At 72.5% G+C, this 24,855-nt stretch carries 21 protein-coding genes and 1 pseudogene; 8 read left to right on the top strand and 14 right to left on the bottom strand.

What is annotated here, in order from left to right; translation table 11 throughout:
* The first annotated feature begins 13 nt into the window (after nt 1-13).
* From ABGB05_RS30445 to ctaD, 5 genes are all read left to right on the top strand, one after another.
* Nucleotides 14-199, top strand: a complete 186-nt coding sequence (locus ABGB05_RS30445; RefSeq protein ID WP_347657375.1) for a hypothetical protein — start codon at nt 14-16, stop codon at nt 197-199.
* Nucleotides 200-344: 145 nt separating this feature from the next.
* Nucleotides 345-1,352 (top strand): glucosyl-3-phosphoglycerate synthase, encoded by a 1,008-nt coding sequence (locus ABGB05_RS30440; protein WP_347657374.1) that lies wholly within the window; start codon nt 345-347, stop codon nt 1,350-1,352.
* A 124-nt stretch (nt 1,353-1,476) separates the two neighbouring features.
* Nucleotides 1,477-2,640, top strand: a complete 1,164-nt coding sequence (locus ABGB05_RS30435) for a glycosyltransferase (protein WP_347657373.1) — start codon at nt 1,477-1,479, stop codon at nt 2,638-2,640.
* Complete coding sequence (locus ABGB05_RS30430) at nt 2,637-3,092, top strand: DUF4383 domain-containing protein (protein ID WP_347657372.1); 456 nt, start codon at nt 2,637-2,639, stop codon at nt 3,090-3,092. The genes ABGB05_RS30435 and ABGB05_RS30430 overlap by 4 nt, the downstream gene beginning before the upstream one ends.
* 137 nt (nt 3,093-3,229) lie before the next feature.
* Nucleotides 3,230-5,269 carry a cytochrome c oxidase subunit I gene (gene ctaD, locus ABGB05_RS30425; protein WP_347657371.1) on the top strand — a complete coding sequence of 680 codons (2,040 nt, stop codon included), beginning with the start codon at nt 3,230-3,232 and terminating at the stop codon, nt 5,267-5,269.
* 61 nt (nt 5,270-5,330) lie between these two features.
* Here ctaD and ABGB05_RS30420 read toward each other — a convergent pair whose 3' ends face one another.
* From ABGB05_RS30420 to ABGB05_RS30405, 4 genes are all read right to left on the bottom strand, one after another.
* Nucleotides 5,331-6,470, bottom strand: a complete 1,140-nt coding sequence (locus ABGB05_RS30420; protein ID WP_347657370.1) for a SigB/SigF/SigG family RNA polymerase sigma factor — start codon at nt 6,468-6,470, stop codon at nt 5,331-5,333.
* 255 nt (nt 6,471-6,725) lie between these two features.
* Nucleotides 6,726-8,129, bottom strand: coding sequence for a hypothetical protein (locus ABGB05_RS30415; protein ID WP_347657382.1), 1,404 nt, complete (start codon nt 8,127-8,129; stop codon nt 6,726-6,728).
* Nucleotides 8,130-8,257: 128 nt separating this feature from the next.
* Nucleotides 8,258-10,126 (bottom strand): thiamine pyrophosphate-binding protein, encoded by a 1,869-nt coding sequence (locus ABGB05_RS30410; RefSeq protein WP_347657369.1) that lies wholly within the window; start codon nt 10,124-10,126, stop codon nt 8,258-8,260.
* A gap of 16 nt (nt 10,127-10,142) precedes the next feature.
* Nucleotides 10,143-11,270 (bottom strand): Vms1/Ankzf1 family peptidyl-tRNA hydrolase, encoded by a 1,128-nt coding sequence (locus tag ABGB05_RS30405; RefSeq protein WP_347657368.1) that lies wholly within the window; start codon nt 11,268-11,270, stop codon nt 10,143-10,145.
* Between the two features lie 229 nt (nt 11,271-11,499).
* Here ABGB05_RS30405 and ABGB05_RS30400 point away from each other — a divergent pair, with 229 nt between their 5' ends.
* Nucleotides 11,500-12,045 carry a hypothetical protein gene (locus tag ABGB05_RS30400; protein WP_347657367.1) on the top strand — a complete coding sequence of 182 codons (546 nt, stop codon included), beginning with the start codon at nt 11,500-11,502 and terminating at the stop codon, nt 12,043-12,045.
* A gap of 34 nt (nt 12,046-12,079) precedes the next feature.
* Here ABGB05_RS30400 and ABGB05_RS30395 read toward each other — a convergent pair whose 3' ends face one another.
* Nucleotides 12,080-12,451 (bottom strand): DUF3817 domain-containing protein, encoded by a 372-nt coding sequence (locus ABGB05_RS30395; protein ID WP_347657366.1) that lies wholly within the window; start codon nt 12,449-12,451, stop codon nt 12,080-12,082.
* Between the two features lie 129 nt (nt 12,452-12,580).
* On the opposite strand from ABGB05_RS30395, the pseudogene ABGB05_RS30390 reads away from it, so the two are divergent.
* Nucleotides 12,581-13,456: pseudogene (locus ABGB05_RS30390) on the top strand (DMT family transporter); the annotation flags it as partial.
* Nucleotides 13,457-13,571: 115 nt separating this feature from the next.
* Here ABGB05_RS30390 and ABGB05_RS30385 read toward each other — a convergent pair.
* The 8 genes from ABGB05_RS30385 to ABGB05_RS30350 form a co-directional block, all read right to left on the bottom strand.
* Nucleotides 13,572-14,528: a PrsW family glutamic-type intramembrane protease gene (locus ABGB05_RS30385; RefSeq protein WP_347657365.1), complete on the bottom strand. Its 957-nt coding sequence runs from the start codon at nt 14,526-14,528 to the stop codon at nt 13,572-13,574.
* 58 nt (nt 14,529-14,586) lie between these two features.
* Entirely contained in the window at nt 14,587-15,756 is a 1,170-nt protein-coding gene (locus ABGB05_RS30380; RefSeq protein ID WP_347657364.1) for a zinc-dependent alcohol dehydrogenase, read from the bottom strand.
* Nucleotides 15,757-15,780: 24 nt separating this feature from the next.
* Nucleotides 15,781-16,719, bottom strand: a complete 939-nt coding sequence (locus ABGB05_RS30375) for an SRPBCC family protein (protein ID WP_347657363.1) — start codon at nt 16,717-16,719, stop codon at nt 15,781-15,783.
* A 310-nt stretch (nt 16,720-17,029) separates the two neighbouring features.
* Nucleotides 17,030-17,779, bottom strand: a complete 750-nt coding sequence (locus tag ABGB05_RS30370) for a GPR1/FUN34/YaaH family transporter (RefSeq protein WP_347657362.1) — start codon at nt 17,777-17,779, stop codon at nt 17,030-17,032.
* A gap of 221 nt (nt 17,780-18,000) precedes the next feature.
* The gene (locus ABGB05_RS30365) at nt 18,001-19,284 is read right to left on the bottom strand and encodes a citrate synthase (RefSeq protein WP_347657361.1); all 1,284 of its coding nucleotides are present in this window, start codon (nt 19,282-19,284) and stop codon (nt 18,001-18,003) included.
* A gap of 413 nt (nt 19,285-19,697) precedes the next feature.
* Complete coding sequence (locus tag ABGB05_RS30360) at nt 19,698-21,863, bottom strand: sulfatase-like hydrolase/transferase (RefSeq protein WP_347657360.1); 2,166 nt, start codon at nt 21,861-21,863, stop codon at nt 19,698-19,700.
* Complete coding sequence (locus tag ABGB05_RS30355; protein ID WP_347657359.1) at nt 21,856-23,325, bottom strand: class I SAM-dependent methyltransferase; 1,470 nt, start codon at nt 23,323-23,325, stop codon at nt 21,856-21,858. Before ABGB05_RS30355 ends, ABGB05_RS30360 begins: the two co-directional genes overlap by 8 nt.
* Nucleotides 23,326-23,336: 11 nt before the next feature.
* Entirely contained in the window at nt 23,337-23,540 is a 204-nt protein-coding gene (locus ABGB05_RS30350) for a hypothetical protein (protein ID WP_347657385.1), read from the bottom strand.
* A 132-nt stretch (nt 23,541-23,672) separates the two neighbouring features.
* On the opposite strand from ABGB05_RS30350, the gene ABGB05_RS30345 reads away from it, so the two are divergent.
* Nucleotides 23,673-24,083, top strand: a complete 411-nt coding sequence (locus ABGB05_RS30345; RefSeq protein WP_347657358.1) for a VOC family protein — start codon at nt 23,673-23,675, stop codon at nt 24,081-24,083.
* On the opposite strand, the gene ABGB05_RS30340 is transcribed toward ABGB05_RS30345, so the two are convergent.
* On the bottom strand, nt 24,084-24,797 hold the full coding sequence (locus ABGB05_RS30340; RefSeq protein ID WP_347657357.1) for a DUF6597 domain-containing transcriptional factor: 714 nt from the start codon (nt 24,795-24,797) through the stop codon (nt 24,084-24,086).
* Between the last annotated feature and the right edge of the window lie 58 nt (nt 24,798-24,855).

Here is a 24,855-nt window from a genome sequence, read left to right as displayed (position 1 = left end):
AACCGGATTCACCATGGCCCGGTTCGTCAACACCAGGCGGGACCTGTACGACCGGCACCACGAGCACCTCTGGCAACTCCACCGGGACGAAGGGCTGCGGGCGGTCGTACACGCGGAGATTCCGCTCACCGAGGCGGCGACGGCACACGAGCTCATCGAGGCCCGCGCGAACCTCGGGATGGTGGTGCTACGCCCCTGAGCCGCGGGCCGCCCGGGCCGCCCGGCGGTCGGCGGGAGACGGGCCGGCCACGGCGCTGGTTAGACCCCGGTCGGCGGGGAAAGCCGTGGGGCTGCCCGGAGACCGTCGAGGGCTCCGGCCGAGGCACTCTGGGGAGGTTGGTCCCATGCGGCGCTCGCGAACGGCCGTGTCACCAGCGCTCGAAGCATGGTCCACCCGCCGTACCGGCGCGGCCGAACAGTGGACGGCCCGACAACTCGCCCACATGAAGGGTGACCGGACGGTCAGCGTGGTCATCCCGGCCCGGGACGAGGAGGCGACGGTCGGGGCGATCGTCGCGGCGATCCGCGCGTACCTGGTCGAGGAGGTGTCGCTGGTCGACGAGCTGGTGGTGGTCGACTCCCGGTCGCGGGACGCGACCGCCGCGGTGGCGGCGGCGGCCGGGGCCCGGGTGATCAGCCAGGACGAGATGACCCGGGGGCTGCCCCGGCTCGACGGCAAGGGCGACGCGCTCTGGGCCGGCCTGGCCGGCTCCGACGGTGACGTGGTCGCCTTCGTCGACGCCGACCTGCGGGAGTTCCGCCCGCACTTCGTGACCGGGCTGCTCGGTCCGCTGCTCAGCGACCCGTCGGTCGCGTTCGTGAAGGGCTTCTACCACCGGCCGTTGGTCGGCACCAGCGGCATCGAGGCGGAGGGCGGCGGACGGGTCACCGAGCTGGTGGCCCGGCCGCTGTTCAATCTCTTCTGGCCGGAGCTGGCCGGTTTCGTCCAGCCGCTGGCCGGGGAGTACGCCGGCCGACGGGACGTGCTGGAGCGGGTCCCGTTCGTCTCTGGCTACGGCGTCGAGACCGCGATGCTGATCGACCTGCTGGAGATGTGCGGCCTGGAGGCGCTCGCCCAGGTCGACCTCGGCGAGCGGCTGCACCGGCACCAGGACACCGAGGCACTCGGCCGGATGTCCGGACAGATCCTGCACACGGTGTGGCAGCGGCTGTGCCGGCGCGGCTGGGTCAACGGGGACGAGCCGCCGGGCAACCTGCTCGTCCAGTTCCGCCGGGACGGCCGGACCGCGCTGCCGAACCTCGATCGGGAGATCGTGGTCAGCGACGTCTCGGTCCGGGAGCGGCCACCGTTGGTCGAGCTGCGGGACTCGCTGCGCGGAGCGCCGGTATGACCGGCGGGGCGCCGGTGGCCGCCGTCGAACCCGCGGTCGGGACGACCACCGGCCGGGCCGGCGACCGGGCGGCTCGACGGGGTCGGGGCGGGCCCGGTGGGCGGGCGGGCGGGCGGTGGCGGGGATGGGGCTGACCGTGCTGATGACCGCCGGCCCGTGGCTGGCGGTGCCGCCGCCGGGGTCCGGCGGGCGCGAGATCGTGGTCGCCTCGCTGGTTCCCGAGCTGCGCCGGCTCGGCGTCCGGGTGGTGCTCGCCTCGGTCGCCGACAGCACCCTGGAGGTCGACGAACTGCTGTCGGTCTTCCCGGACGGCCAGTTCGCCGCCCTGCAGCGCCCGTACAACCAGGTGATGGGAATCGCGCACGCACACCAGAACGCGGTGGTCCGGGCGGCGCGCGACCGCGACGACATCGACCTGGTGCACGACCACGTCGAGGCGGTCGGGCTCGCCGTCCTCACCGCGATGGGGCCGCGGGCCCGGCCCGCCCTGCACACCCTGCACTGGGACCTGGGCAAGCACCCCGACCTCTACGGGTACGTCGACGGCGGCGACCGGGTACGGGTCAACGGCGTCTCGGCAGCCCAGTTGGCCCGGGCGCCGAAGGCGCTACAGGAGCACGCGGTCGGGCACGTGCACCTGGCCACCCCGCTGGCGGTCGACGCGGACCGCCGGGCGCCCGGCGACAAGGGCGACCACCTGGTGATCCTCGGCCGGATCACCCCGGGCAAGGGGCAGCACCTCGGGGCGCGGCTCGCCCACGAGGTCGGATTCGACCTGGTGCTGGCCGGGCCGGTCGGGCCGTACCGACGGCCGGAGGAGCTGGCCGCCGCCGGTCCGGAGGCGGGCCAGAACCCGGACGTCCGGTACTGGCGCGAAGAGGTGGCGCCGCTGGTCGACGACGTACGGGTGCGCTGGGTCGGGATGGTGGCCGGCGCGGCCCGGGACGAGTTGGTGGCGAACGCCCGGGCGAGCCTCTTCCCGCTGTGCTGGGAGGAGCCGGGCGGCACGGCGGTGATCGAGTCGCTGGCCCTGGGCACCCCGGTGCTCGCGGTCGGCCGGGGCTGTCTGCCCGAGCTGGTCGAGCACGGCCGGACCGGGCTGCTCGCCGACGACGGCGACGGCCTGGCCGACCTGGTGGCCGACGTCGCCCGCCTCGACGAGCGGGAGTGCCGGCAGGAGGCGGGTCTGCGGTTCACCCCGGCCACCATGGCCCGCCGCTACCTCGAGCTGTACGAGCAGGTGCACCGGTTGCCGGTGACCAACGCATCCGGAGGTGTTGCGCGATGAGCCGGCACAGTTCCACGGCCACCATGCCGAGATCGGCGAAAACCCCGATCAGCACCGCCGCGGTCACGGTCGCCTTCGTCTTCCTGGCGCTCGGCGTGCTCGGTTTCATCCCGGACGTCACCACCAACTTCGACGACCTGGAGATGGCCGCCCGCAACTCCGAGGCTCACCTCTTCGGGGTCTTCCGGGTCTCCATGCTGCACAACCTGATCCACCTGGCGACCGGGGTCGTCGGGCTGGCGCTGGCCCGTACCGCCACCGGATCCCGGGTCTTCCTGGTCGGCGGCGGCGCGGTCTACCTGGTGCTCTGGGTCTACGGGTTGGCGATCGACCAGGACAGCACGGCCAACTTCATTCCGGTGAACAGCGCCGACAACTGGCTGCACCTCGGGCTGGGGGTCGCGATGATCGGACTCAGCCTGGTGACCGGCCGCCGACGCCCCCGCTCCTGACCACGTCACCCGAAGTCCGGTTTCGGAGCTTCCCGGCGAAAAAATCGGAAATTTCCCTCGTGCCGGGTTTTGTGGTCCGGATACCGGGTAGCCGCTGCTCCGTCCTGACTGAGGCTGTTGTGCACGGGGTGAGTGGGATGCCGAAACGGGTTGTCACCGAACCGGGGCGGGATCGTGGACCGCTGATCCTGGCGCCGGCGCGCACCGGGGGCTATCCCGGCCCGCTACGCAAGGCGGTCCGGGGCAGCACGCTGATCCGGTTCCTGGGTACGACCGACGCGAAGCAGATCGGTCTGCTCTACATGATCACCAGTTTCGCCTTTTTCATCATCGGCGGGATCATGGCGATCCTGATCCGCGCCGAACTGGGTCAGCCGGGGCTGCAGTTCCTCTCCCCGGAGCAGTACAACCAGCTCTTCACCGCGCACGGCACGATCATGCTGCTGCTCTTCGCCACCCCGCTGGCCTTCGCGTTCGGCAACTACATCGTCCCGTTGCAGATCGGCGCGCCGGACGTGGCGTTTCCCCGGCTGAACGCGCTGGCGTACTGGCTCTACCTGTTCGGCGGCTCGATCGTGATCGGCGGGTTCTTCACCCCCGGCGGCTCGGCCGACTTCGGCTGGACCGCGTACACCCCGCTCAGCGGCGACAACCACTCCCCCGGCATCGGACCGGACATGTGGGTGATCGGGCTGGTCCTGTCCGGCCTCGGCACCATCCTCGGCGCGGTCAACCTGATCACCACGATCCTCACCCTCCGGGCCCCCGGGATGACGCTGTTCCGGATGCCGATCTTCACCTGGAACATGCTCTTCACCAGCGTGCTGGTGATCTTCGTCTTCCCGCTGCTGGCCGCGGCGCTGCTGGCGCTCTACGCGGACCGCAGACTCAACGCGCACGTCTACGACCCGTCCACCGGCGGACCGTTGCTCTGGCAGCACCTGTTCTGGTTCTTCGGCCATCCCGAGGTCTACATCGTGGCGCTGCCGTTCTTCGGCATCATCACGGAGATCATCCCGGTCTTCTCCCGGAAACCGATCTTCGGCTACAAGGGCCTGGTCCTCGCCACCGTCGCGATCACGATCCTCTCCATGACGGTCTGGGCGCACCACATGTTCGGCACCGGGCAGGTGCTGCTGCCGTTCTTCAGCATCCTGAGTTATCTGATCGCCGTACCGACCGGGGTGAAGTTCTTCAACTGGATCGGCACCATGTGGAAGGGCCAGATCACCTTCGAGACCCCGATGCTGTTCGCCATCGGCTTCCTGGTGACCTTCCTGTTCGGCGGGCTCACCGGGGTCCTGCTGGCCAGCCCGCCGGTCGACTTCCACACCACGGACACGTACTTCGTCGTGGCGCACTTCCACTACGTCATGTTCGGCACGATCGTCTTCGCCGCCTTCGGCGGGGTGTACTTCTGGTTCCCGAAGATGACCGGCCGGCTGCTCGACGAGCGGCTCGGCAAGTCCCACTTCTGGACCATGTTCGTCGGCTTCCACAGCACGTTCCTGGTCCAGCACTGGCTGGGCACCGAGGGCATGCCCCGGCGGTACGCCGACTACCAGGCCGACGACGGGTTCACCACGCTGCACATGGTCTCCACCATCGGCTCGTTCGTGCTCGGCGCCTCCACGCTGTTCTTCATCTACAACGTCTGGAAGTCGTGGCGGTTCGGCCGGATGGTGGACGTCGACGACCCGTGGGGCTTCGGCAACTCGCTGGAGTGGTCCACCAGCTGCCCGCCGCCGCTGCGCAACTTCGACCGGATGCCCCGGATCCGGTCCGAGCGCCCGGCCTTCGACGACAAGTACGGACCCCTCGTCGCCGACCTCGGCCGGGACCTGCCGCAGCGGTCGACCCGTCCGCCCCAGGGGCTGCGCGACGAGTTGCGGCACGAGGTCCGACATCCGGAGGCGGAGATGCCGAGTCCGGAGGGCGCGCACGGCGCGCCGGCGGCGGTCCGCCACCACCCGCCGGCCCGGTCCGGCGCCCGGCCCATCGAGGTACCGGAGCCGGACGAGGTACGCCGGCCGGCGTTCGAACCGGCCGAACCGGACGAGTCCATGGACAGCACCGACCGGGGCGGCTCGGAGAGCCGCCGCTGGCGGACCGGGCGGGCCCGCAGCGAGGAAGAAGAGGAGGAGGCGAGGTCGGGGGACGAGGAGCAGGAGCGGTGACCGACCCACCAACCGCGCCCGTCGGCCACTCGACGGGCGCGGCAGGGCAGGCGTTGCCGGGTCAGTCGGCGGGCAGCGCGACCAGGCCGGCCGAGCTGAGCGCGGGTTGGACCGCCGGCTGGGCCCGGGCCAGCCGCCAGCGCACCCCGGCGCGGTGTGCGGCGTCCCGGCCGGCGACCAGCGCGGCCAGCGCCGGGCCGTCGAGCCGGTTGATGTCGGTGAGGTCGATCGCCACCTCGGCCGGGTCTTCGGCGGAGACCGCCTCCGTCACCGCCTGCCGCAACTGCTCGGCGATGTCCCGGTCGACCTCCCCGGTCACCTCGACCACCACCCGGTCTCCCGTCCGGCGCACGGTCAGCCGGGCCGACGTACCGGCCGCCTCCCCGGTACCGGACTGCCAGGGCGCGGGCGTGTCGGCGAGCATCGCCTGCCGCAGCCAGGTCAGCGCGCGGGAGAGCAGCCGGGAGACGTGCATCTGTGAGATCCCGAACCGGGCGGCGATCTCGGCCTGGGTCTGGTTGCCGTAGAACCGCATGGCGAGGATCCGCCGTTCCCGCCACGGCAGCCGGCCGAGCAGCCCGCTGACCGTGACCCGGTCGTCCACCGACTCCAGGTCGGTGTCGGATTCGCCGACCAGGTCACCGAACTCGGCCGAGCTCTCCCCGCCGACCGGGGCGTTGAGGGAGGCCGGGCTGTAGCCGGCGGCGGACTCGAGCGCGGCGAGGATCTCCTCCTCCGGGGTCTCCAGCCGGGCGGCCAGCTCCGCGACACTGGGCGCCCGGGACAGCTCGCTGGTCAGCGCCGCCGTCGCCTGTCCGACCTCGAGGATCAGGTCCCGCAGCCGCCGGGGCACGTGCACTCCCCAGGTCCGGTCCCGGAAGTGCCGCTTGATCTCCCCGACGATGGTGATCGCGGCGTACGCGGTGAAGGAGCCCCGTTCCGGGTCGTACCGGTCGACCGCGTTGACCAGCCCCAGTCGGGCCACCTGTTCGAGGTCCTCCAACGGCTCACCGCGCCCCCGGTACCGTCGGGCCAGCCGGCCGGCGAACGGCAGGGCGAACCGGACGAGGTCGTCGCGGGCCTCCTGCCGTCGTTCCGGTGGCAGGCCGGCGATCCTCGCGGCGTACGCCAGCGCGGCGGCGTCCAGGTCCTCCAGTCCGCGCTCCGCCGGTGGTGTGGTGGTGGTGATCTGTCCGAACATCCGCGCCTCCCTCAGGAGTCCCCCGCCCGGGATGCACAACCGGTCATCGGGTGCCGCAGACGGCAACCGAACCGGAAGCGAACAAGCAGTCGAGTACGTCCGAGCGGACGCCGCTGACCCCAACAAAGCGTGGTCGACCGGTCACAGTCGGCGTTCTTCCCGCTCTGTAGGTACTCAATCACGAGACGTGACTACCGCGCGGAGTTTTGCCGGCGGCCGTACCGCCGGCCCGTCGGGACGACCCCACCGCCGCGCTCAGCAGACCCGGAGTCCCTCGGGGGCCCCGCTGTCCCGGAGTCCGGCCAGCGCCTCCTCCGCCCGCAACGGGGTCGGGACGGGCAGGTCGTACGGCTGGTTGCGGAGCACCTCGGTGGCGTGCCGGGTGGCCACCGTGGCCACCGGGTACCCGCGGGCGGCCACCCGGTCCAACGCCCGGCGGCGCCGGCCGAACGACGCGACCGCGAGCCACTGCGGCAACCCCGCGAACGCCGGCGAACGCATCCCGGGCGGTTCGGGCAGCACGTCCAGCGAGCTGAACGGTCTGCTGCCGGCCAGCCACCACTCCGCACCGGTCACGCTGCGCCGGGTGGCGTTCTCGCACCAGTACGGCACCAGGCCGGCCCGGATCACCTGCCACGGGTCGATCAGCCGGCCGCACTCCACCACGCAGCGGTCGCCGCTCTTCCCCGCCCCGCGCAGCCAACTCCGGTACACGTCGGCGGCGGCCGCGCTCAGCAGTTCCGGTTCCGGGAAGAGCACCCGGTGCACCGGGTTGCCCGCCGCCCGTGCCCAGTCCAGCAGGCTGGTCTCGAAGCCGATCTCCACCCCGTGCTCGGCGTACCCGGGTCGGCCCGAGTCCGGTGCGTCCCAGCTGGCGCCGTCTCCGCCCGCCCCCCGCAGCACCTGACCGAGCAGCGCGCTGTCCGGCCGGAAGTCGCCGGGTTCCAGACCACTGGCCGGGGTGCCGAGTTGGAAACTGTGCCCACCGCCGGCCTCGAGCACCGGCCACGGACGGACGTCGCGGAGCAGCAGCACCGGCGCGCCGGGGGCCAGCCGGGTGCCGAGGAACTCCCGGTACGCCCGGGGCAGCCGGTGCCAGCGCAGCACCAGGGACAGCATGGATCCGGCGAGCACCCCCCGTCCCGCCGGGTCGTGCACCTGTCGGACCCGGACACCGGGATTGGCCCGAATTACCGCGCCGGCCACCCGGGCACCGAAGGCGAGCGCCCCGGCCGGGCTGTCCACGGCACCGCCGGGCCAGTGCACCGCGACGTCGAACCCGGCCGGCAGCCACGGCACCTTCATCGCGGCGGCCAGGTGGACCGCGGCACCGTGCGGCGACCCGAGGACCACGCCGGAATAGTCGCGGGGCGGGTAGTGCTCGACCATCCACCGGGCGACCTGTTCGGCGTCGAGCCCGGCCACCTGCTCGCCGCTCAGCGCGGTACGGGCCGCCGCCCTGGTCAGCGCGGTCCGTCGGACCGCCTCCGGCGCGCCCCGGAACCGGGACAGCAGCGGGTGGTAGCCGAGATCGGCGCAGTCCCGTCCCCGAGCGGCCCGGGAGGCCGCCGAGAGCAACACCCGGGCGGTGCTCTCCGGCGACACGATCCGCTCCGGCCCCGGCGGCGCGGCCCCGTTCACGGCCCGCCACTCCTGCATCTCCCGCACCGGGCTCACCTTCTCTCGGTCACTGCCGCGAGCCTTCCCGCCCATATCAGGTCTAAACAGGCAGGAAACGGCCGTGCGAGAGAAATTCAGGGAGACAGCCGTTATGTCCGACTATCCGGCTACCCCAGGTCGGCGCCGTACGCGGCCCGTTCCCGCAGGGTCCGGGCCCGCGACTGCAGGGCGGCGGCGTCCGCGGCGGCCCCGTCGGCGGCGAGTCCACGCAGGTCGGCGAAGGGCCGCGCCGGGGGTTCCAGCGGCGCCGTGACGTCGACCACGGCCTCGATCAGCGTCGGACGGTCCGTGGCGATCGCCTCGTCCCAGGCCGCCCCGACCAGTTCCGGCCGGTCGACCCGGATACCGTGCAGGCCGAGCAGCCGGGCCCAGCCGGCGTACGGGATGTTGCCGGCCCGGATCACCTCGGGTGCGGGCAGGCCCGCACCCGCCGGCCGGTCCGGTTCCGCCCCGGTCGCCCGGACCGGGAACGCACCCCGCTCCTCCGGCTCCGGGTCACCGGCCCGACCACCCCGGTCCCCGTTGTTGAGCACCAGCACCACGAACCGCGGGTCCGACCACTCCGGCCAGCGCTGGGCCACGGTGATCAGTTCGGCCAGTCCGCTGGACTGCATGGCGCCGTCACCGAGCAGCGCCAGAACCGGACGGTCCGGCGCGGCGAGTTTGGCCGCGACGGCGTACGGCAGGGCGGAGCCGACCGAGGCGAGCGTGCCGCAGAGGTGTGCCTGGACCCCGGGCGGTAGTTGCAGGTGCCGGGAGTACCAGTAGGTCACCGAGCCGACGTCGACCGCCACCGAGGCGTCGACGGGCAGCCGAGGCGATAGTTCGTGCAGGACGAGCCGGGGATTCACCTGCCGGGCCGGCTCGTCGGCCCGCGCGGTGGTCTTGGTCCGGGCCCGGTCGACGGCGATCTCCACGGTGTCCCGCCAGTCCTGGTTGTTCCGGGCCGGGATCCGGTCCAGCAGCGCGCGCAGCGTCTCCCGGGCGTCGCCGATCAGCGGTACGTCGATCGGGTACCGGGTGGCCAGCCGGCTGCCGTCGATGTCGATCTGCACCGCGGTCGCCTGCCCCGGCACCGGGTAGTAGCCGGTCCACGGGTCGTTGGTGCCGATCATCAGCAGGGTGTCGCAGCCCGCCATCAGCTGCGCGCTGGCCTCGGTACCGACCTGGCCCAGCACCCCGGTGTGGTACGGCAGCCGCTCGTCCAGGACCGGCTTGCCGAGCAGCGAGGTGGCCACCCCGGCACCGACCCGGTCGGCCAACTCCATGATCTCGTCGGCGGCGCCGTACCCGCCCTGCCCGACCAGGATCGCGACCCGCCGCCCGGCGGCGAGCAGCTGGGCGGCGGCGTTCAGGTCCTGTTCGTGCGGCACCACCCGGGCCGGCGGCAGCCCGGGTGACGCGGCGATCACCCCGCCGCCGTCCGGGTGCGGCATGCCGTCCGGCACCTCCTGGCCGAGCAGGTCGTGCGGAACCACCAGACAGGTCGGGCTCCGGGTCGAGACCGCGGTACGGATCGCCTGGTCGACCAGGTACGGCACCTGCTCGCCCACCGCCGCGATCCGGAGGAACGGGGCGCAGACGTCGCTGAACAGCCGGGGCAACTCGATCTCCTGGTAGGCGCTGCCCAACGCGCTGTGTGTCTGCTGCCCCACGATCGCCACCACCGGCTTGCTGTCCAGCTTGGCGTCGTAGAGGCCGCCGAGCAGGTGCAGCGCGCCGGGTCCCTGGGTGGCCAGGCAGACCCCCACCCCGCCGGTGAACTTGGCGTGCCCGGAGGCCATGAAGCCGGCCGCCTCCTCGTGCCGGGAGGGTACGAAGGCCGGGTCCCCGCCGGCGCGGCGCAGCGACTCCACGATCAGCGCCACCCCCTCGCCGGGATGGCCGAAGACCCGGGGCACCCGCCAGGCGCGCAGCCGTTCCACCACGAGGTCGGCGATCGTCCGCGCCGTGCCGGCCACCGCTGTCCGCCCCATCGCCGCCCTCCCCCGCTCAGCCACGGCCACCACCGGCCGGCGTGCTGGCGTCGACGTACCGCAGCACGGCGCCGATTCCGTCGGTGAGGTCCGGCGCCTGGTCCGGGTCGAGCACGGTCACCCCGGCGTCGGTGCCGGCCAGGGCCCGCAGCAGCGCCGCGTCGGCGCGGACCCGGACCGGTTCGGCGACCGACATCGCCCGCAGTTCGTCGGCGGAGAGCCCGATGTCGGTCGGTTCCGGACCGATCCAGAGCTGCTCGGTCGAGGACGGGTCGTCGACGATCAACATGGTGTCGACCTGGCTGCGCCGCAGCGCTTCGACCACCGCCGTCAGCCCCTCGCCGACCTGCTGCTGCATGCCGAACTTGTCCAGCGCGACGTCGGTGTGCGCGGCGGCCACCTCGGCGATCGCCTGCACGGTGACGTCGTCCAGCGCCCCCTGGTCGGCCCCGGCGGCGAGGAACCCGGCGTCGGTCTGCACCATCCGGTCCTGCCAGAACTCCGGCAACTGGTCGGCCAGCAGTTGCCGGGCCCGGGTCTCGCCGGCGATCACGATCACCTCGGCACCCACCCGCTCGGCGATCTCGGCGGTCGCCGCCGCCGCGTCGCTGGCGTTACGCTGCCAGGACAGTTGTGCCCCCTGCTGGAAGTGCCGCTGCGACCAGCCACCCGGGTCGACCTTGCGGATCGGCCACTGGTTGCCGCCCCTGACGTGTGCGTGCCGCGGTACGCCGCCCGCGCTCACCCCGGTCACCTCCGCGCCGGTACGGTTGGCCAGCACCCGTACCCAGGGAATCTGGTCGCGGCGCTGGGCGACCAGCGGCATGGTGTGCGCGACCGGCCCGTAGGCGGCGATGTCCTTCAGCGGCGGGGCGGGCAGATACTCGGTCAGCGTCACCCGGCCGTCGCAGGCGAACGCGGCCAGCCCGTAGTCGCCGGGCATCGGTTCGTGGCCCCGGACCACGTCGTCCAGGGCGGCGAGCGTGTCCCGGTCGGTCCCCTGTTCCGCCAGGCGTTCCTGGAGGTTGCGCCACCGTACGTCGAGCGCGGCGTGGGCGTCGTGGGTGTCCCGGGACGCGTCGAGGTACACCGACGCCCAGGGGCCGGGACGGGCACAGATCGGGCGTAGGAAGGACAGCTGCATCGGTCGTCCCCTCTCCAAGCTCGTTCCGCCGGATACCCGTCCCGGTGGGCTTGTCACCTCGGCGCCGACCGTGCGGCCGACCCGGCCGGACCGGTCGGTACCGCCGAGGAGCCGACCCGGTTGGACCGCCGATCTCTGTCACGCTCCGGTGAACCGATTCACTCACTCCGCATTCACACTCATGATCGATACAATTCGTCACGGGGAGCAGACTCTCGGTGGTGAGGCCATGGATCATGAACTGTTTCCCGAGCGGGTCGCCTGGCGTACCGGCCCGGTCGTCACCGGCCACGTGGTCCGGTTGCTCGAGGGCTACTCGCGGGAGATCAAGGTCGGGCAGCCGGTGCTGGTCGCGGTGCTCACCACCGCCGGCCTGTTCCGGGTGACCCTGCTGCTGCTCGCCTCGTTGCTGCGGGCCGGTGCCGCGAGCGGCGCCCGGCGTCGCTGGAAGGACCTGCGCAAGGGCCCCGAGTTCCTGGTCACCCCACTACGCCTGCGGGACGACACCGGCGTGCTCTGCGAACTGGAGATCCACGGCCATCTGCCGCAGAGCGCCCTGGAGCCCCGGGACCACATCCAGGTCACCGTGCGCCCACAGAAGGACGCCGGCCTCGCGCCCCGGGTGGAGAAGATCGTCAACCTCACCACCGGGCAACTGCTCACCCCGCGCATCCCGACCGTCTGGTCACACCTCGGGCCGGCCCTGCTGCTCCAGGCCGTGATCGGACTGCTGCTGGTCGGCAGCATCACCGCCGTGATCGTCCTCGCCACCTGACCCTCGGAACCGGCCCACCCGGACCCGACAGCGGTCAGCGCGGGGTCGACACCGTCGACGCCGGCTCGGCCCCCGCCGCCACCCCGGTCGACGGCGTTCCGGCGGCCACCGTCAGCAGGCCACGCCGCCGCGCCCACCGCTCGAAGCCGAGGGTGGCGAACGGCGGCACGGCGCAGACCAGCGCCGCGCCGACGGTCAGCCAGCCCCAGCGGTGCAGCCGACCCACCAGCAGGACCAGCACGACGTACGCGACGAAGAGACCACCGTGCACCGGGCCGAAGATCTTGACGCCGATCTCGTTGCCCGGCGGGCCGTACTTGACCGCCATGCCGACCAGCAGGGCGAGCCAGGAACCCGCCTCCGCGATCGCGGCCAGCACGAACAGTCGTACCAGGGTCCGGTTCATCGCGCTCCCGTCCTCGTTCCCGAGGGCCCAGCCTAGGCGAACCGACCGCTCGGCCGGCCGGAGGGAGGAACGGCTCGCCCTCCCGGGGGAGGAGAACCGCCCGGGCCTACTCCTGGGGTCGTAGCCGTGATGCCGACCACGGGGCGACGCCGAACGGGCACGATCGGTGGATCATGTCTACATGACGACCAATCGTCCCTGGTGCCGACCGTGACCGGGTTGGTGCTGTCGATCCTTCTCTCGGTCGCCTCGGCGGCGGCGTACGCGGCCGCCGCAGTGCTGCAGGAGCGGCTGGCCGCCCAGGCGGCGCCGACGCTGGTCGCCGGCCACGGCTACCTGGCCGCCGTCCTCGGCCGGCTGCGCTGGTGGGGCTCGGTGGCGCTGAACCTCGCCGGGGCCGCCCTGCACGTGGCGGCGCTGGCGTACGGGCCGCTCTCCGTGGTACAGCCGCTGGGCGTGCTGACCCTGGTCCTCGCACTGCCGATCGGCGCGGCGGCGATCGGCCGCCGGGCCTCCGCCCGACAGTGGCTCGGGGCGGGCGTGACCATGGCCGGGTTGGTCGCCCTCCTCGCGGTGACCATGCCCGGGGCCGGGACGCACCAACTCCGTACCGACCAGGGGTGGCTGCTGACCGCGGTCGCGACGGCGTCGGTGGTCGGGCTGGTACTGGCCGGCCGGGCCACGCGCTCGGCGGTGCCCCGCAGCCTGCTGGTGGCGACCGGAGCCGGAATCGCCTTCGCGGTCGCCTCCGCCCTCACCCAACTGGTCTCCCGGCTCGTCGGCGGGTCCGGGCCGGTCGTACCCACGGTGGGCCTGCTGCTCGCGGTGGCCGGGATGGCGACCGCCGGGCTGCTCCTGTCCCAGGTCGCGTACCAGGGGGGCCTGGGCGCTCCGCTCGCCACCGTCACCCTCGTCAACCCGGTCGCCTCGGCCGTGATCGCGGTCCTGGTGCTCGGCGAACGTACCTCGGGTGGCCTCTGGGGTGGCCTCGTCGCGCTGGCCGGTGCCGTGCTGGCCGCCTGGGGTGTGCTGCTGCTCGCCGCCGCCGACCCGTCGGGCACGGTCGCCGGTCGGCGCCGACGCGGGCGTGGCCGCCGGACCCCGGGCCGGACCGGCCGGTTCAGGGGCGTAGGGCTCCCCTGGACCCGGTCGGCACCCGCCAGCCGCTCGACGGTCGTCCCGGTTCGTGCCGGGCGGACCGCCACAGCACCACCAGCCAGACGACGCCGATCGCGGCGACGGCCGCCAGGCCCAACCCTTCCAACGTCGGCATCAGCACCGCCTGCGTCGGGGTCAGCAGGCCCGCGGAACCGTCCGGGCTGACCGGGGTGTCGAGGTCCCCGGTCAGCGCCAGGGCCAGGAAGAGCGCGACGACGTGCATCCCGTCCCAGAGTGCGTGCAGCACCGCGACGCCGAGGTAGGCGAGGACCAGCCGGATCCCGACCACGAAGTGCTCCCGGGTGCTGGCGGCGAAGAGCAGTCCGCCGAGGATCGCGGTCCACAGCCCGTGCCCGACCGGTGCCACCAGGCCCCGAAGGATCTCGGTCTGTACGACCTGTACCACCGAGAGCCCCTGCACGGTGAAGAGCGCGATGAAGGCGTACCCGGCGGACTCCAGGGCGGAGAAGCCGAAGCCGACGGCGGCCCCGAGGATCATCCCGTCCCGCAGTGTCCTGGCCACCAGGTGCCGGGTCAACAGTGCCAACGCGGCCAGCTTCGCGGCCTCCTCGATCAGCCCGACGCCGAGGAAGAGCAGGACGGAGGGACGCAACAGGTACGACTCCAGCACCGCGGAGGCGAGCACCCCGAGCACCCCGCCGGCGAGGAAGGTCGCGAAGACCAGGCTCACCGTCACCTCACCGGTGTCCCGCCGTTGGAAGGCCCAGGCCACGAAGGTCACCGGCACCAGGAAGCTGCCGAGCAGCACCAGGGTCGGCAGCAGGGTCGGATTCCCGGTGAGGAAGATGACCAGCACGGTGGCCAGCCAGAGCGCGAGCCCGACCAGGAAGATGCGCAACCACTGACGACGCGGGGTGACCGGAACCGCCGCCGCCCACTGCCTACGGACGCCGTCCATCACTCCTCCGCGCGATTCCGGGGGCGTACCACCGCCGGCCGTCGCCCCATCGACCGGCTCAGGGCCGGAGCACCACCTTCAGGCACTCGTCCTGCTTCTGCCGGAACATCTCGAAGCCGATCGGCGCGTCGTCGAGGCGCAGCCGGTGGGAGATGACAAAACTCGGGTCGATCTCGCCGCGGCGGATCCGGTCCAGCAGCAGCCGGGTGTACCGCTGGACGTGGCACTGGCCGCTGCGCAGCGTCAACGACCGGTTCATCAGCGAACCGATCGGGAACTTGTCCATGAACCCGCCGTACGCCCCGATCACCGACACCGTGCCGCCGTTGCGGCAGCTCATGATCGCCTGCCGCAGCGCGTGCGGACGTTCGGTCTCCAGCCGGGCCGTCTGCTTCGTCCGGTCGTACGCGTCCAGCATCGTGGACGAGTGGTGGCCCTCCATTCCGACGGCGTCGATGCAGGCGTCCGGCCCACGACCGCCGGTCATCTCCCGGAGCGCCTCGACGACGTCGACCTCCTCGTAGTTCAACGGTTCCGCCCCGGCCTGTTCCGCCTTCCGCAACCGGTACGGGAACCGGTCGATCGCGATCACCCGCTCGGCACCGAGCAGGTAGGCGCTGCGCATGGCGAGCAACCCCACCGCCCCCGCCCCCCAGACGGCGATCACCTCACCGCCGTTGATGTCGCACATCTCGGCGCCCATGTAGCCGGTCGGGAAGACGTCGGAGAGGAGGAGCACCTTCTCGTCCGGCAGGTCGTCCGGGACCCGCAGCGGTCCGACGTCGGCGAACGGTACCCGGGCGTACTCCGCCTGGCCGCCGGCGTATCCGCCGAGCATGTGGGAATAGCCGAAAATGCCGCCCGGCGAATGCCCGAGCAGCTTCTCGGCGATTCCCGCGTTGGGGTTGGAGTTCTCGCAGAGCGAGTAGCGGCCGCACTGGCACGACGCACAGTTTCCGCAGGCGATCGGGAACGGCACCACCACCCGGTCACCGATCCGCAGGTTGCGCACCTCCGGTCCGATCTCGACAACCTCGCCCATGAACTCGTGGCCGAGCACGTCGCCCTTTTTCATCGTCGGGATGTAGCCGTGGTAGAGGTGCAGGTCGGAGCCGCAGATCGCGGTGCTGGTGATCCGGACGACGGCGTCCCGCGAGTTCAGGATCTGCGGGTCGGGCACCTCCTCCACCCCGACGGAGTCCCGGCCCAGCCAACAGTTCGCCTTCATCTGTCCCCTCCGGGATCCAGGTCCTCAGCCGGACAACTGGTCGGCGGCGGGCCGCGCCGGCTGTTGCCGTACCTGTTGTGGGGTGGCCAACCCGTCCGGACTGCCGTCCGACCGGACCACCTCACCGGTCTCGATCACCTGCTTGAAGCGACGCAGGTCGTCTCTGATCTGCTGCCGGGGTTCCTCGCCGAAGAGCGTCGCGATCGCCCGACCGACGGCGCCGCCCGGTGGCGCGTACGCCAGGTCGACCCGGACCTCGGTCCCCCGGCCACCGGCGGCCCGGATGAACCGGACCCGTCCCGTGTTCGGGACCCGGGCCCCCTTGACCGACCGCCAGGAGATCAGCTCGCTGAGGCGGTCCTCCACGATCTCCGCGTCCCACTCGACCCGCCGGCCGCCCGGGGCCCGCACCGTCCAGTGCGACCGGCCGTCGCCGTCGGCCCGCACCGACTCCAGGTGGTACATGAACCGGGGCAGGTTCTCGAAGTCCCGCCAGAACCGGTAGACCTCGTCCACCGGCCGGTTGATGGTCACCGTCGCGCTCGCCCGCAGGGCACGTCGGCGGGCGCCGGCGACGCGGGTGGTTCGGACCGCGGCCGTCAGGTCGAGCGCGGTGACCCCGGCGACCACGGCCAGGGTGACGTCGATCCGCTGGCGACGCTCGCCACCGCTCCGCTGGCGCGCCATGGCGAGTGCCGCCAGGTCCATGGCGTCGCCGGCGACCCGTGCCCAGAGCCAGCCGGTCGGTCGCCGGCCGGCCAGCAACCCGGCCGCGCACAGCAGTTCGCGGGCGCCGACGCCGGGCAGCACCGTTGTCCGGGCGGTCGTCGAGTCGTCCACCCCGATCAACCGGCCGGCGCGGCCGGCCGCGCCGATCCCGGCGACGCCGAGGCCGAGGCTCAGCACACCGAGCGCCCGGGACACCAGGTGGCGGGGCCGTCCGTCCCCGTCATGGCTGTCCATCGGTGCACCCCGCATCGCCTTCACGTTCGCCCCCGCCCGACCACCGACACCACTCTCACTCACCGTATCCGTAGCACCACGCCAGGTCGCCGTAAACTCGATGAAAGACGGGCCCCGATGGAAGACGGCGCTGGTCCGGTGCCCCAAGGCGGCCGGCCGGAAGAACGCGCCGCCGCCGGCCGATGGGCACGACACGGCCCGGGGCCCGGGGCCCGCGGCCGGCCGGACGCCGGTCCCAGGCCCCGGGCCGCCATGTCGAGCCGGCCGTTCCCAGGCTGTCCCGGCCGCCGCCACCCGGCCGGGACGGAACTCACTGCCCCACCTTGACCCCGGGCTCGCCGGCGATGAACTGGATGACCTGTCGCGGTTCCCGCCCCGGCACGTTCGGGCCCCGGGCCTTGCCGATCGGCAGGATGACCCGACGGAAGGTCCCCTCCAGCATCATCGCCGTCGCGGTGTACCAGGCGATCACCGAAGACGCGATGAACAGGTACGCCCCGGCGGTACGCCAGGCCGAGATGTCGGCGATCTGGCCCACGGCCTGGCAGGTGGAACCGGCGGCCAGGGTGGCCAGCACCAGGGTGAGGCCGAGGTTCTCGGGCAGCGCGGCGAACGCCCCCGACCAGGTGATCGCGGCCATCACCGCGAACCAGAAGCCGAGCGCGACGAACGGGGTCGGCTGGACCAGCACCCCGGTCGCCACGAGCAGGAAGATGATCCCGTAGGCGAGCCAGAACGCGCCCCAGATCCCGTGCATCGCGGTGGCCAGTCCGTCACGCGCCCGGTACGCCCACATCCCGGCGAGGAACTGGGCGAGACCGCCGGTCAGGGCCGCGAAGGGGAACAGGAACTGTGGCGTGGTGACGGTGTCACCCCACCAGCCGGCCAGGTTGGAGGCGACGACGAAGGTGGCTGCCGCGAAGCCGAAGAGTCCCAGGATCGACGGCGCGGCCACCGGCTGCAGGGATATCTGCGCGTGGTTGCGCCAGAACTCGAATTCGCCGTCGTGGCCGTCGTGGCCGTCGTGGCCCGGTTGTATCGGTCGTGACATACGGGTCATCACAGGCTCCTTCTTCGCGGGCGGTTCGCACCGCGGCGACGCGGTCGGCCAGCGGGTCGACCGGCCACCGGACCACCGCCGACTACCCGGTCGGCCAGCGGTTACACGAAACGGTGATTCCCGGGGCGGCACCGGCGGACGACCCGTACCGAAACGAACCGGCCGCGGACGCGGTACGCGTCGGCGGCCGGTGGACGACCCGGGCCCGTGAGGGCCGGCGGTCAGCGCTTCTCGAGCGGCACGTACTCCCGCTCCGGCGAACCCGTGTAGATCTGCCGCGGACGACCGATCTTGGTCTCCGGGTCCGAGATCATCTCCCGCCACTGGGCGATCCAGCCGGGCAGCCGACCCAGTGCGAAGAGCACGGTGAACATCTTGGTCGGGAAGCCCATGGCCTTGTAGATCAGACCGGTGTAGAAGTCCACGTTCGGGTACAGCCGGCGCGAGACGAAGTAGTCGTCGGCCAGGGCGATCTCCTCGAGCTGCATCGCCAGGTCCAGCAGCGGGTCCGGCTTGTTCATCCGGTTGAGGACATCCTGGGCGGCCTTCTTCACGATCGCCGCCCGCGGGTCGTAGTTCTTGTAGACCCGGTGCCCGAAGCCCATCAGCTTGACGCCGGGCTCCTTGTCCTTCACCCGCCGGACGAACGCCGGCACGTCACCGCCGTTGTCGCGGATCGCCTCCAGCATCTCCAGGACCGACTGGTTCGCGCCCCCGTGCAGCGGCCCGAACAGGGCGTTCACCCCGGCCGAGACCGAGGCGAAGAGGTTGGCCTGGCTGGAGCCGACCAGCCGCACGGTGGAGGTGGAGCAGTTCTGCTCGTGGTCCGCGTGCAGCACGAAGAGCATGTCCAGCACCCGGGCCATCACCGGGTCGACCTCGTACGGCTCCGCCGGCACCCCGAAGGTGAGCCGGAGGAAGTTCTCCACGTACCCGAGGGAGTTGTCCGGGTACAGCATCGCCTGTCCGATGGACTTCTTGTACGCGTACGAGGCGATGGTGGGCACCTTGGCCATCAACCGGAACGTGGAGATCTCCACGTGCTCCCGGTCGAACGGGTCGAGGCTGTCCTGGTAGAACGTCGAGATCGCGCTCACCGCGGAGGAGAGCACCGCCATCGGGTGGGCGTCCCGGGGGAAACCGTCGAAGAACCGGCGCATCTCCTCGTGCAGCAACGAGTGCCGCCGGATCCGGTCGTCGAACTCGGCGAGCTGCTGCGGGGTCGGCAACTCGCCGTAGATCAGCAGGTAGGAGACCTCGAGGAAGGAGGAGTTCTCGGCCAGCTGTTCAATGGGGTAACCACGGTAGCGCAGGATCCCCGCGTCTCCGTCGATGTAGGTGATCTCGGAGGAGCAGGCGGCGGTGTTGACGAAGCCGGGATCGTAGGTGACGTACCCGGTCTCCTTCAACAGATTGCTGACCGCTACCCCGGACGGGCCGTCGATCGCGGGCTTGACCGGTATCGACAGCTGTCCACCGGGGTGGTCGAGTTTGACATCCGTCATGCGTTCCTCGCTTCGCCGGCAGAATCTACGTTGAAATTGCCTTCACTTTTACGGTAATCGTGCAGGCTAGCGAAGCCTCCAGGGTGGTCGGCGGGTGAGTGATGCATCACGCCGGCAACAGCTTTGCCACTACCCGGCAAAGCTGGTACTAGTCAGCCGGCGAATGGCCGGCAGTGATCGACACACGAACGGTCGGTCACGACACTGGTCGGCAGGGCCGGATATGCCCGGAACGGACCGACCCGGCCGGCGGGCGACCGAAGGGCCACGACCGACGCGGACGCCACCCTCGTCACGCGGGCCGCGATCGACGTGATGCCCCGCCGCGGCACTGGCCGGGTCGGCCGCGCGGCGGCCAGGTCAACCCGCGCGGCGCCGATCGGATCGGCCGCCCGCCCAGCGCGGCGGTCAGGTCAGCCGCGTAGCGGGCGCAGCACCGAACCGTCGGCGAGTTGGTACACGTCCAGCCGGTTGCGGCCCGGGACGAAGAGCGACTCGTCCGGCATCAGGGCGGCGAACCGGTGCCCCTTGCGGTCCGGCCGGAGCACCGGGGTCACCGCCCCGATCCGGCCGTTGACCGCGACCGCGAGCAGGGTGCCGTCGGGTACGCTCGCCGGCACGCTCCCGGAGACCAGGACCGGCAGCCGTCCGCCGTCCGGATCGATCCGGTCGAACTCGGCGCGGTTGTCCAGGCTGACCGTGCCGGCGGGCGGTCCGACCGGGAACCCGGCGACGGCCCGGCCGACCAGTTCCGGCCGGGGCGGATCGGGCAACACGGGCCGGGCCCGGCCGCTGACCACGTCGGCGAAGGTGGAGCCGGGAACGCTCATCGGACGGTCCGGCTGGTCGTGGTACCGGCGGTCGCCGTCCGGTCGTCTGGTCCGCAACGCCGAGACACCGTCGACCGGCCACCGCACCGACACCCCGGCCAGGTCCGCGACGGTCGGCAGCAGGTCGACGTGCTCCCAGTGCCGGTCGTCGACGACGCCGGTCCGCTGCCCCGGACGCTTGACGAACAGCGGTACCCAGAGCATCTCCCCCGGCGCCCGCTGGACCGCGGCCAGTCCCCGTCCCTGCGCCCCCCGGGTGAAGCTGACCCCGTGGTCGGCGGTGACCACGACCAGGGCGCGGTCGTACAGGCCGGTGGACTCGAGACGCCGCAGCGTCTCGCCGAGCAACCGGTCGGTGTACTCGACCTGGAGCAGGTGGCGGCGGTGGGCAAGCTCGACCCAGCCGGCTCCGTCGTTGGGCATCCCGGGTGCCGCCTCGTACTTGATCCCCGACGGCAGGTAGTTCCAGGGCGAGTGCGGCAGCAGCAGGTGCAGGAAGTGCAGGGTCGGCCGGTCGGCGGGGCGCAGCGCGGCGAGGAAGTCGGCGAACCGCGCCGGCTGGTTCACGTCCAGGGCGCCCCAGCGGAACCGCGGGTCGGTCGGCGCGGCCTTGTCGCCGGTGTCCCGGCCCGCCTCCCGGCGGGTGGGTTCCTGGTACGCGTGCTCCGGGTCCCGCCGGCCGGCCTCCCACGGCGAGACGATCTGCCCCAGCAGGGCGCCGCTCTCCCGCAACAGGGCCGGCAGGCCACCCCGGTCCGCCCCGACCCGTTCCGGGCAGAGCCGTGGCGGGCAGAGCTGCGAGATGCTCTCCTGCGCCTCGATCTGGTAGGCCCCGCCGAACGCGGTGAACAGGTTGCCGGGATGGCGGGCGTGGTGCGGGGCCTGCGCGCCCGTCGGATACCGACCGGTCAACATCGCCGGCAGCGCGTACGGGGTGAATCCGCTGACCGCGCTCGCGTTGCGGTACCAGGTCGACTCCCCGGCCAGCCGGGCGAAGTTCGGGAACCGGCGGGCGTCCAGCGCACCGCGCTCGTCCAGGAGGGACACCAGCGGAAACTCGTCCAGTACCAGCATCACCACCGGCGGGTGGTCCACCCCGGCGACGCCGACCGGACCGCCCGCGCCCCGGCCGGCGGGCAGGACGACGGCCGAGGCGGGTGAGGCGAGGACGAACAGCAGCACGAAGACCAGTGGTCCGGCCGTGGCGACCCGGAGCAGTTGGCCGGTCACCGACCAGCGTCGGTACGCGTACCCGCCGAGCGCGCCGACCAGCAGCGCGGTCACCAGTAGCGGCCAGCCGCGTACCCCGGTGAGGTGCTTGCCCGCCTGTACCGCGAGCGCGGCGAGCAGCAGTCCGAGAGTGCCGGTGTGCAGGGTCGCCCGGACGGACGTCGCGCCGGCTCGCCGGCCGACAAACGCACGGGACAGCCGGCCCGCCAGCATGCCGAGCAGCCGGCCCGCCAGCATGCCGAGCAGCCGGCCCGCCAGCATGCCGAGCAGCGCGCCCACCGCCCACAGCAGCAGCGGTGGGCCGAACGTGACGAGGGCGACCAGCAGCAGGATGTCCCCGGGGTCGGCGCCGTGGAAGAGGAAGAAGTCCGGGCTCCGGCCGGTGATGTCGAGCATCGGCTGGGTGACCACGAGCCCGCAGAGTGCGGCGACCTCGGCCAGCCGCCACAGCTCGGCGCGGCGACCGCCGGCCCCGGGCCGGACCTCCACCGCCGGCCCGGACCAGCCCAGGTCAGCCACGTGGTGTCCCGAGGTAGAGGGTCCGGGTCCCGGACGGCAGCTCCAGCCGGTGCTGGACCACACAGCGCTGTTCGAGCAGCCGCTCGAACTCCGCCCGACGGTAGTCCGGGAACAGACCGGCGGACTTGTTGGCCAGCAGACGTACCGCCATCGGGTCGTCCCGATGGACGAACTCGACCACCAGCCGGCCGGCCGCACCCGCCCCGGCAAGGAAACCCACCAGCCAGTCGAGCACCGCCGGCAGCGGCACGTTCCGGCCGATCGCGAGGTGGTGGACCAGCGCCAGGGCGAGCACCGCGTCCGCGTCGGCCCGGGCGGCGAAGGAGGCCCGTTCGACGCTGCCCCAGCCGCCGCCGGGCGAGGGATCGGCCAGGTCCATCACCAGCGGTTGGATCCGTCGTTCGCCGTCCGCGCGCAGCTGACGGTAGAGCTGGTCGGCCACCGCCGGGTCGCCCTCCACCGCCAGCACGTGACCGGCGTACCGGGCGGCGATCCGGGCGTACCGGCCGTCGTTGGCGCCGAGATCCAGCACCCGTCCCGGTCGGCTCGCCCCGGCCAGCGCCTCGACAACGAACCGCTCCTTGGCGGTCCGGTCGTCGGCGGAGTAGGTGCAGGTCTCCCGGTACCCCGACCAGTGGCTCGCCGGGGGTTGCCGGTCGAGTCGACGGACCAGTCGGTCGAGTGAACCGACGGTGGCCAGCACCAGGTCCCGGCTGAAGCCGGCGTCCTTCAGTTGGGCGCGGACGGATCCGCTGCTGGTGTCGGCGTACCGGGCCTGCAGCGTGTCGTGCAGGTGGACGTGTTTCAGTACGCCGGCCCGGAACCGTCGGGTCCCGCCGAAGAGTCCGCGCAGCTGCCCGGCCTCCAGACCGTCGATCCGGGACCGCAGCCAGGGTTGGAAGTCCAGGCCGAGGTGGGCCTGCAGCAGCAGCGGATAGAGCAGGGTCTGGCAGAACTGCCGGTACCCCGCCCAGGGCTCGCCGTCGCGGACCGGCTCGAACGACCCGACGTCGATGAAGACCGGCTCGGCACCCCGCCACTGCAGGTTGTACGCCGAGCCGTCCTTGGTGGTGAAGCCGGCCGGCAGCGCCGCGCGGAGGATCTCCAGGTGCAGCAGTGCCGTGTCGCGCAGCATGCCGAACGACCACTCGTACGGGTACGACACGAACGGGATCCGCTCGTGCCGCAGCACGGTCGACCACCGGCCGACGAGGTCCGCCGGGACGTCGGCCGGGTCCACCGGCTCGGTGCCGCAGACCTTGCCCTCGGCGACCAGCCGGGCGAAGAAGTCATTGCCGGCGAGCCGCCGCCAGTTCTCGGCGGCGGCCGGGTCGAGCCCGCGCAGGATCTGCCCGTCGACGTGCAGGACCTGGTTGGTGGGGTCCCGGAAGGACCCAGGATCGACGCGGAGGCCGGTGCCGGCGGTGGTCCGGGTCGCCGGAGCGGGGTACGGCGCGACCATCGTCGCGGACCTCAGTCCTGCTCGCCGAAGGACTGGCTGCCGGCGGACTGGCCGCCCGAGGACTGCTCGGCGGCGCGTGGGGCCGGCTGCCGACGGAACCGTCCGGTCAGCCGCCGCCAGTAGAGCTTGGCCGCCACCGCCACCCCGGCGACCCCACCGACCAGCGCCTGCACGATGAGGCTGCCGGATCCCGCATCCAGGTAGGCCAGGTTCATCTCCGGCCACCTCCCTTCTCTCCGTCCCCGTGCCGGAGGCCCGCACACCACCCCCGCCGAAGCCCTCGGGTCCGGCCCGACGCGTCCGATTCGTTCAAGACGGCGGCCTGCCGCGATTCCTAGGCTGAACCGATGACACCGACACTAGACGCATTTGGGATGATTGTGGCCGACATGGCCGCTTCGTTGGCGTTCTACCGTCGGCTGGGGCTGGACATCCCGGCGGCGGCGGACCACGAACCACACGCGGAGGTGGTCCTGCCGGGTGGCCTGCGGTTGATGTGGGACACCGTCGAGCTGGTCGACTCCATCGATCCCGGGTACGTCCACCCGACCGGCCACGGACGGATCAGCCTCGCCTTCCGGTGCGCCGACCCGGCCGAGGTGGACGCCACGTACGAGATGATGACCGCCGCCGGCTACCAGGGGCCGCTCAAGCCCTGGGACGCGTTCTGGGGTCAGCGGTACGCCACGCTGCACGACCCGGACGGCAACGGTGTCGACCTCTACGCCGCACTTCCCGGAGCACCGACCCAGGGCTAGCTACCGCTGCCCGACCCGGTCACCGACGAGGGCCCGCAACGACACGCCGGCCAGGCTCCTGATCTCCCGGGACAGGTGTGCCTGGTCGGCGTACCCGGCGATCGCGGCGACCTCGGCGGCCGGCCGGCCCGCGCGGGCCAGCGCCAACGCCCGGCGCATCCGCAGGATCCGGGCCAGCGTCTTCGGCCCGTAGCCGAAGAGCGCGAGGCTGCGCCGGTGCAACTGCCGGGTGCCGAGCCCGAGCGTCCCGGCGGTCGTGGCGACGTCCGCGCCGGTGGCCAGCCCGGTGACCACCGGCGCGGCCAGCGGGTCGGGGCCGCCGGCGGCGAGCAGCCGGTCCCGGGCCGCCGACTCCAGGACCCGGGACGGCAACGGCGCGTCGGCCACCCGCTCGGCCAGCTCCGCCACGGCCGACGCCGGCCAGAGCCGGTCGAGCGGAACCCGCTGGTCCCGCAGCTCGTACGCGGGCAGTCCGAACACGGCGGGGCCGGTGCCGGGTGCGAACCGCAGCCCGACGTAGCGCTCCGGGGTCGTCGCGGTGGCCAGGTGCGCGACCGTGTCCGGCCCGGCCACCAGCAGGCCGTCCCGGCTCGACCAGATCAGGTCCATGCAGCCGTCCGGCAGGATCCGCCCCGGACCGGATCCGACGTCCCGGATGGCCGTCCAGACCACGGCGCCGGCCAGCCCGGACCTCCGCTCCCGATACACGGCCATCAGCTAACCACCCGAACAGGTACGCCTCACCGCGTCGGGCCGCGACTGTAGTCAAGCT

The sequence above is a fragment of the Plantactinospora sp. B5E13 genome (genome assembly GCF_039871775.1).
GTDB lineage: Bacteria > Actinomycetota > Actinomycetes > Mycobacteriales > Micromonosporaceae > Plantactinospora.
Note: the sequence above shows the minus strand (reverse complement) of the source record. Positions and strands in the feature narration are given on the sequence as shown.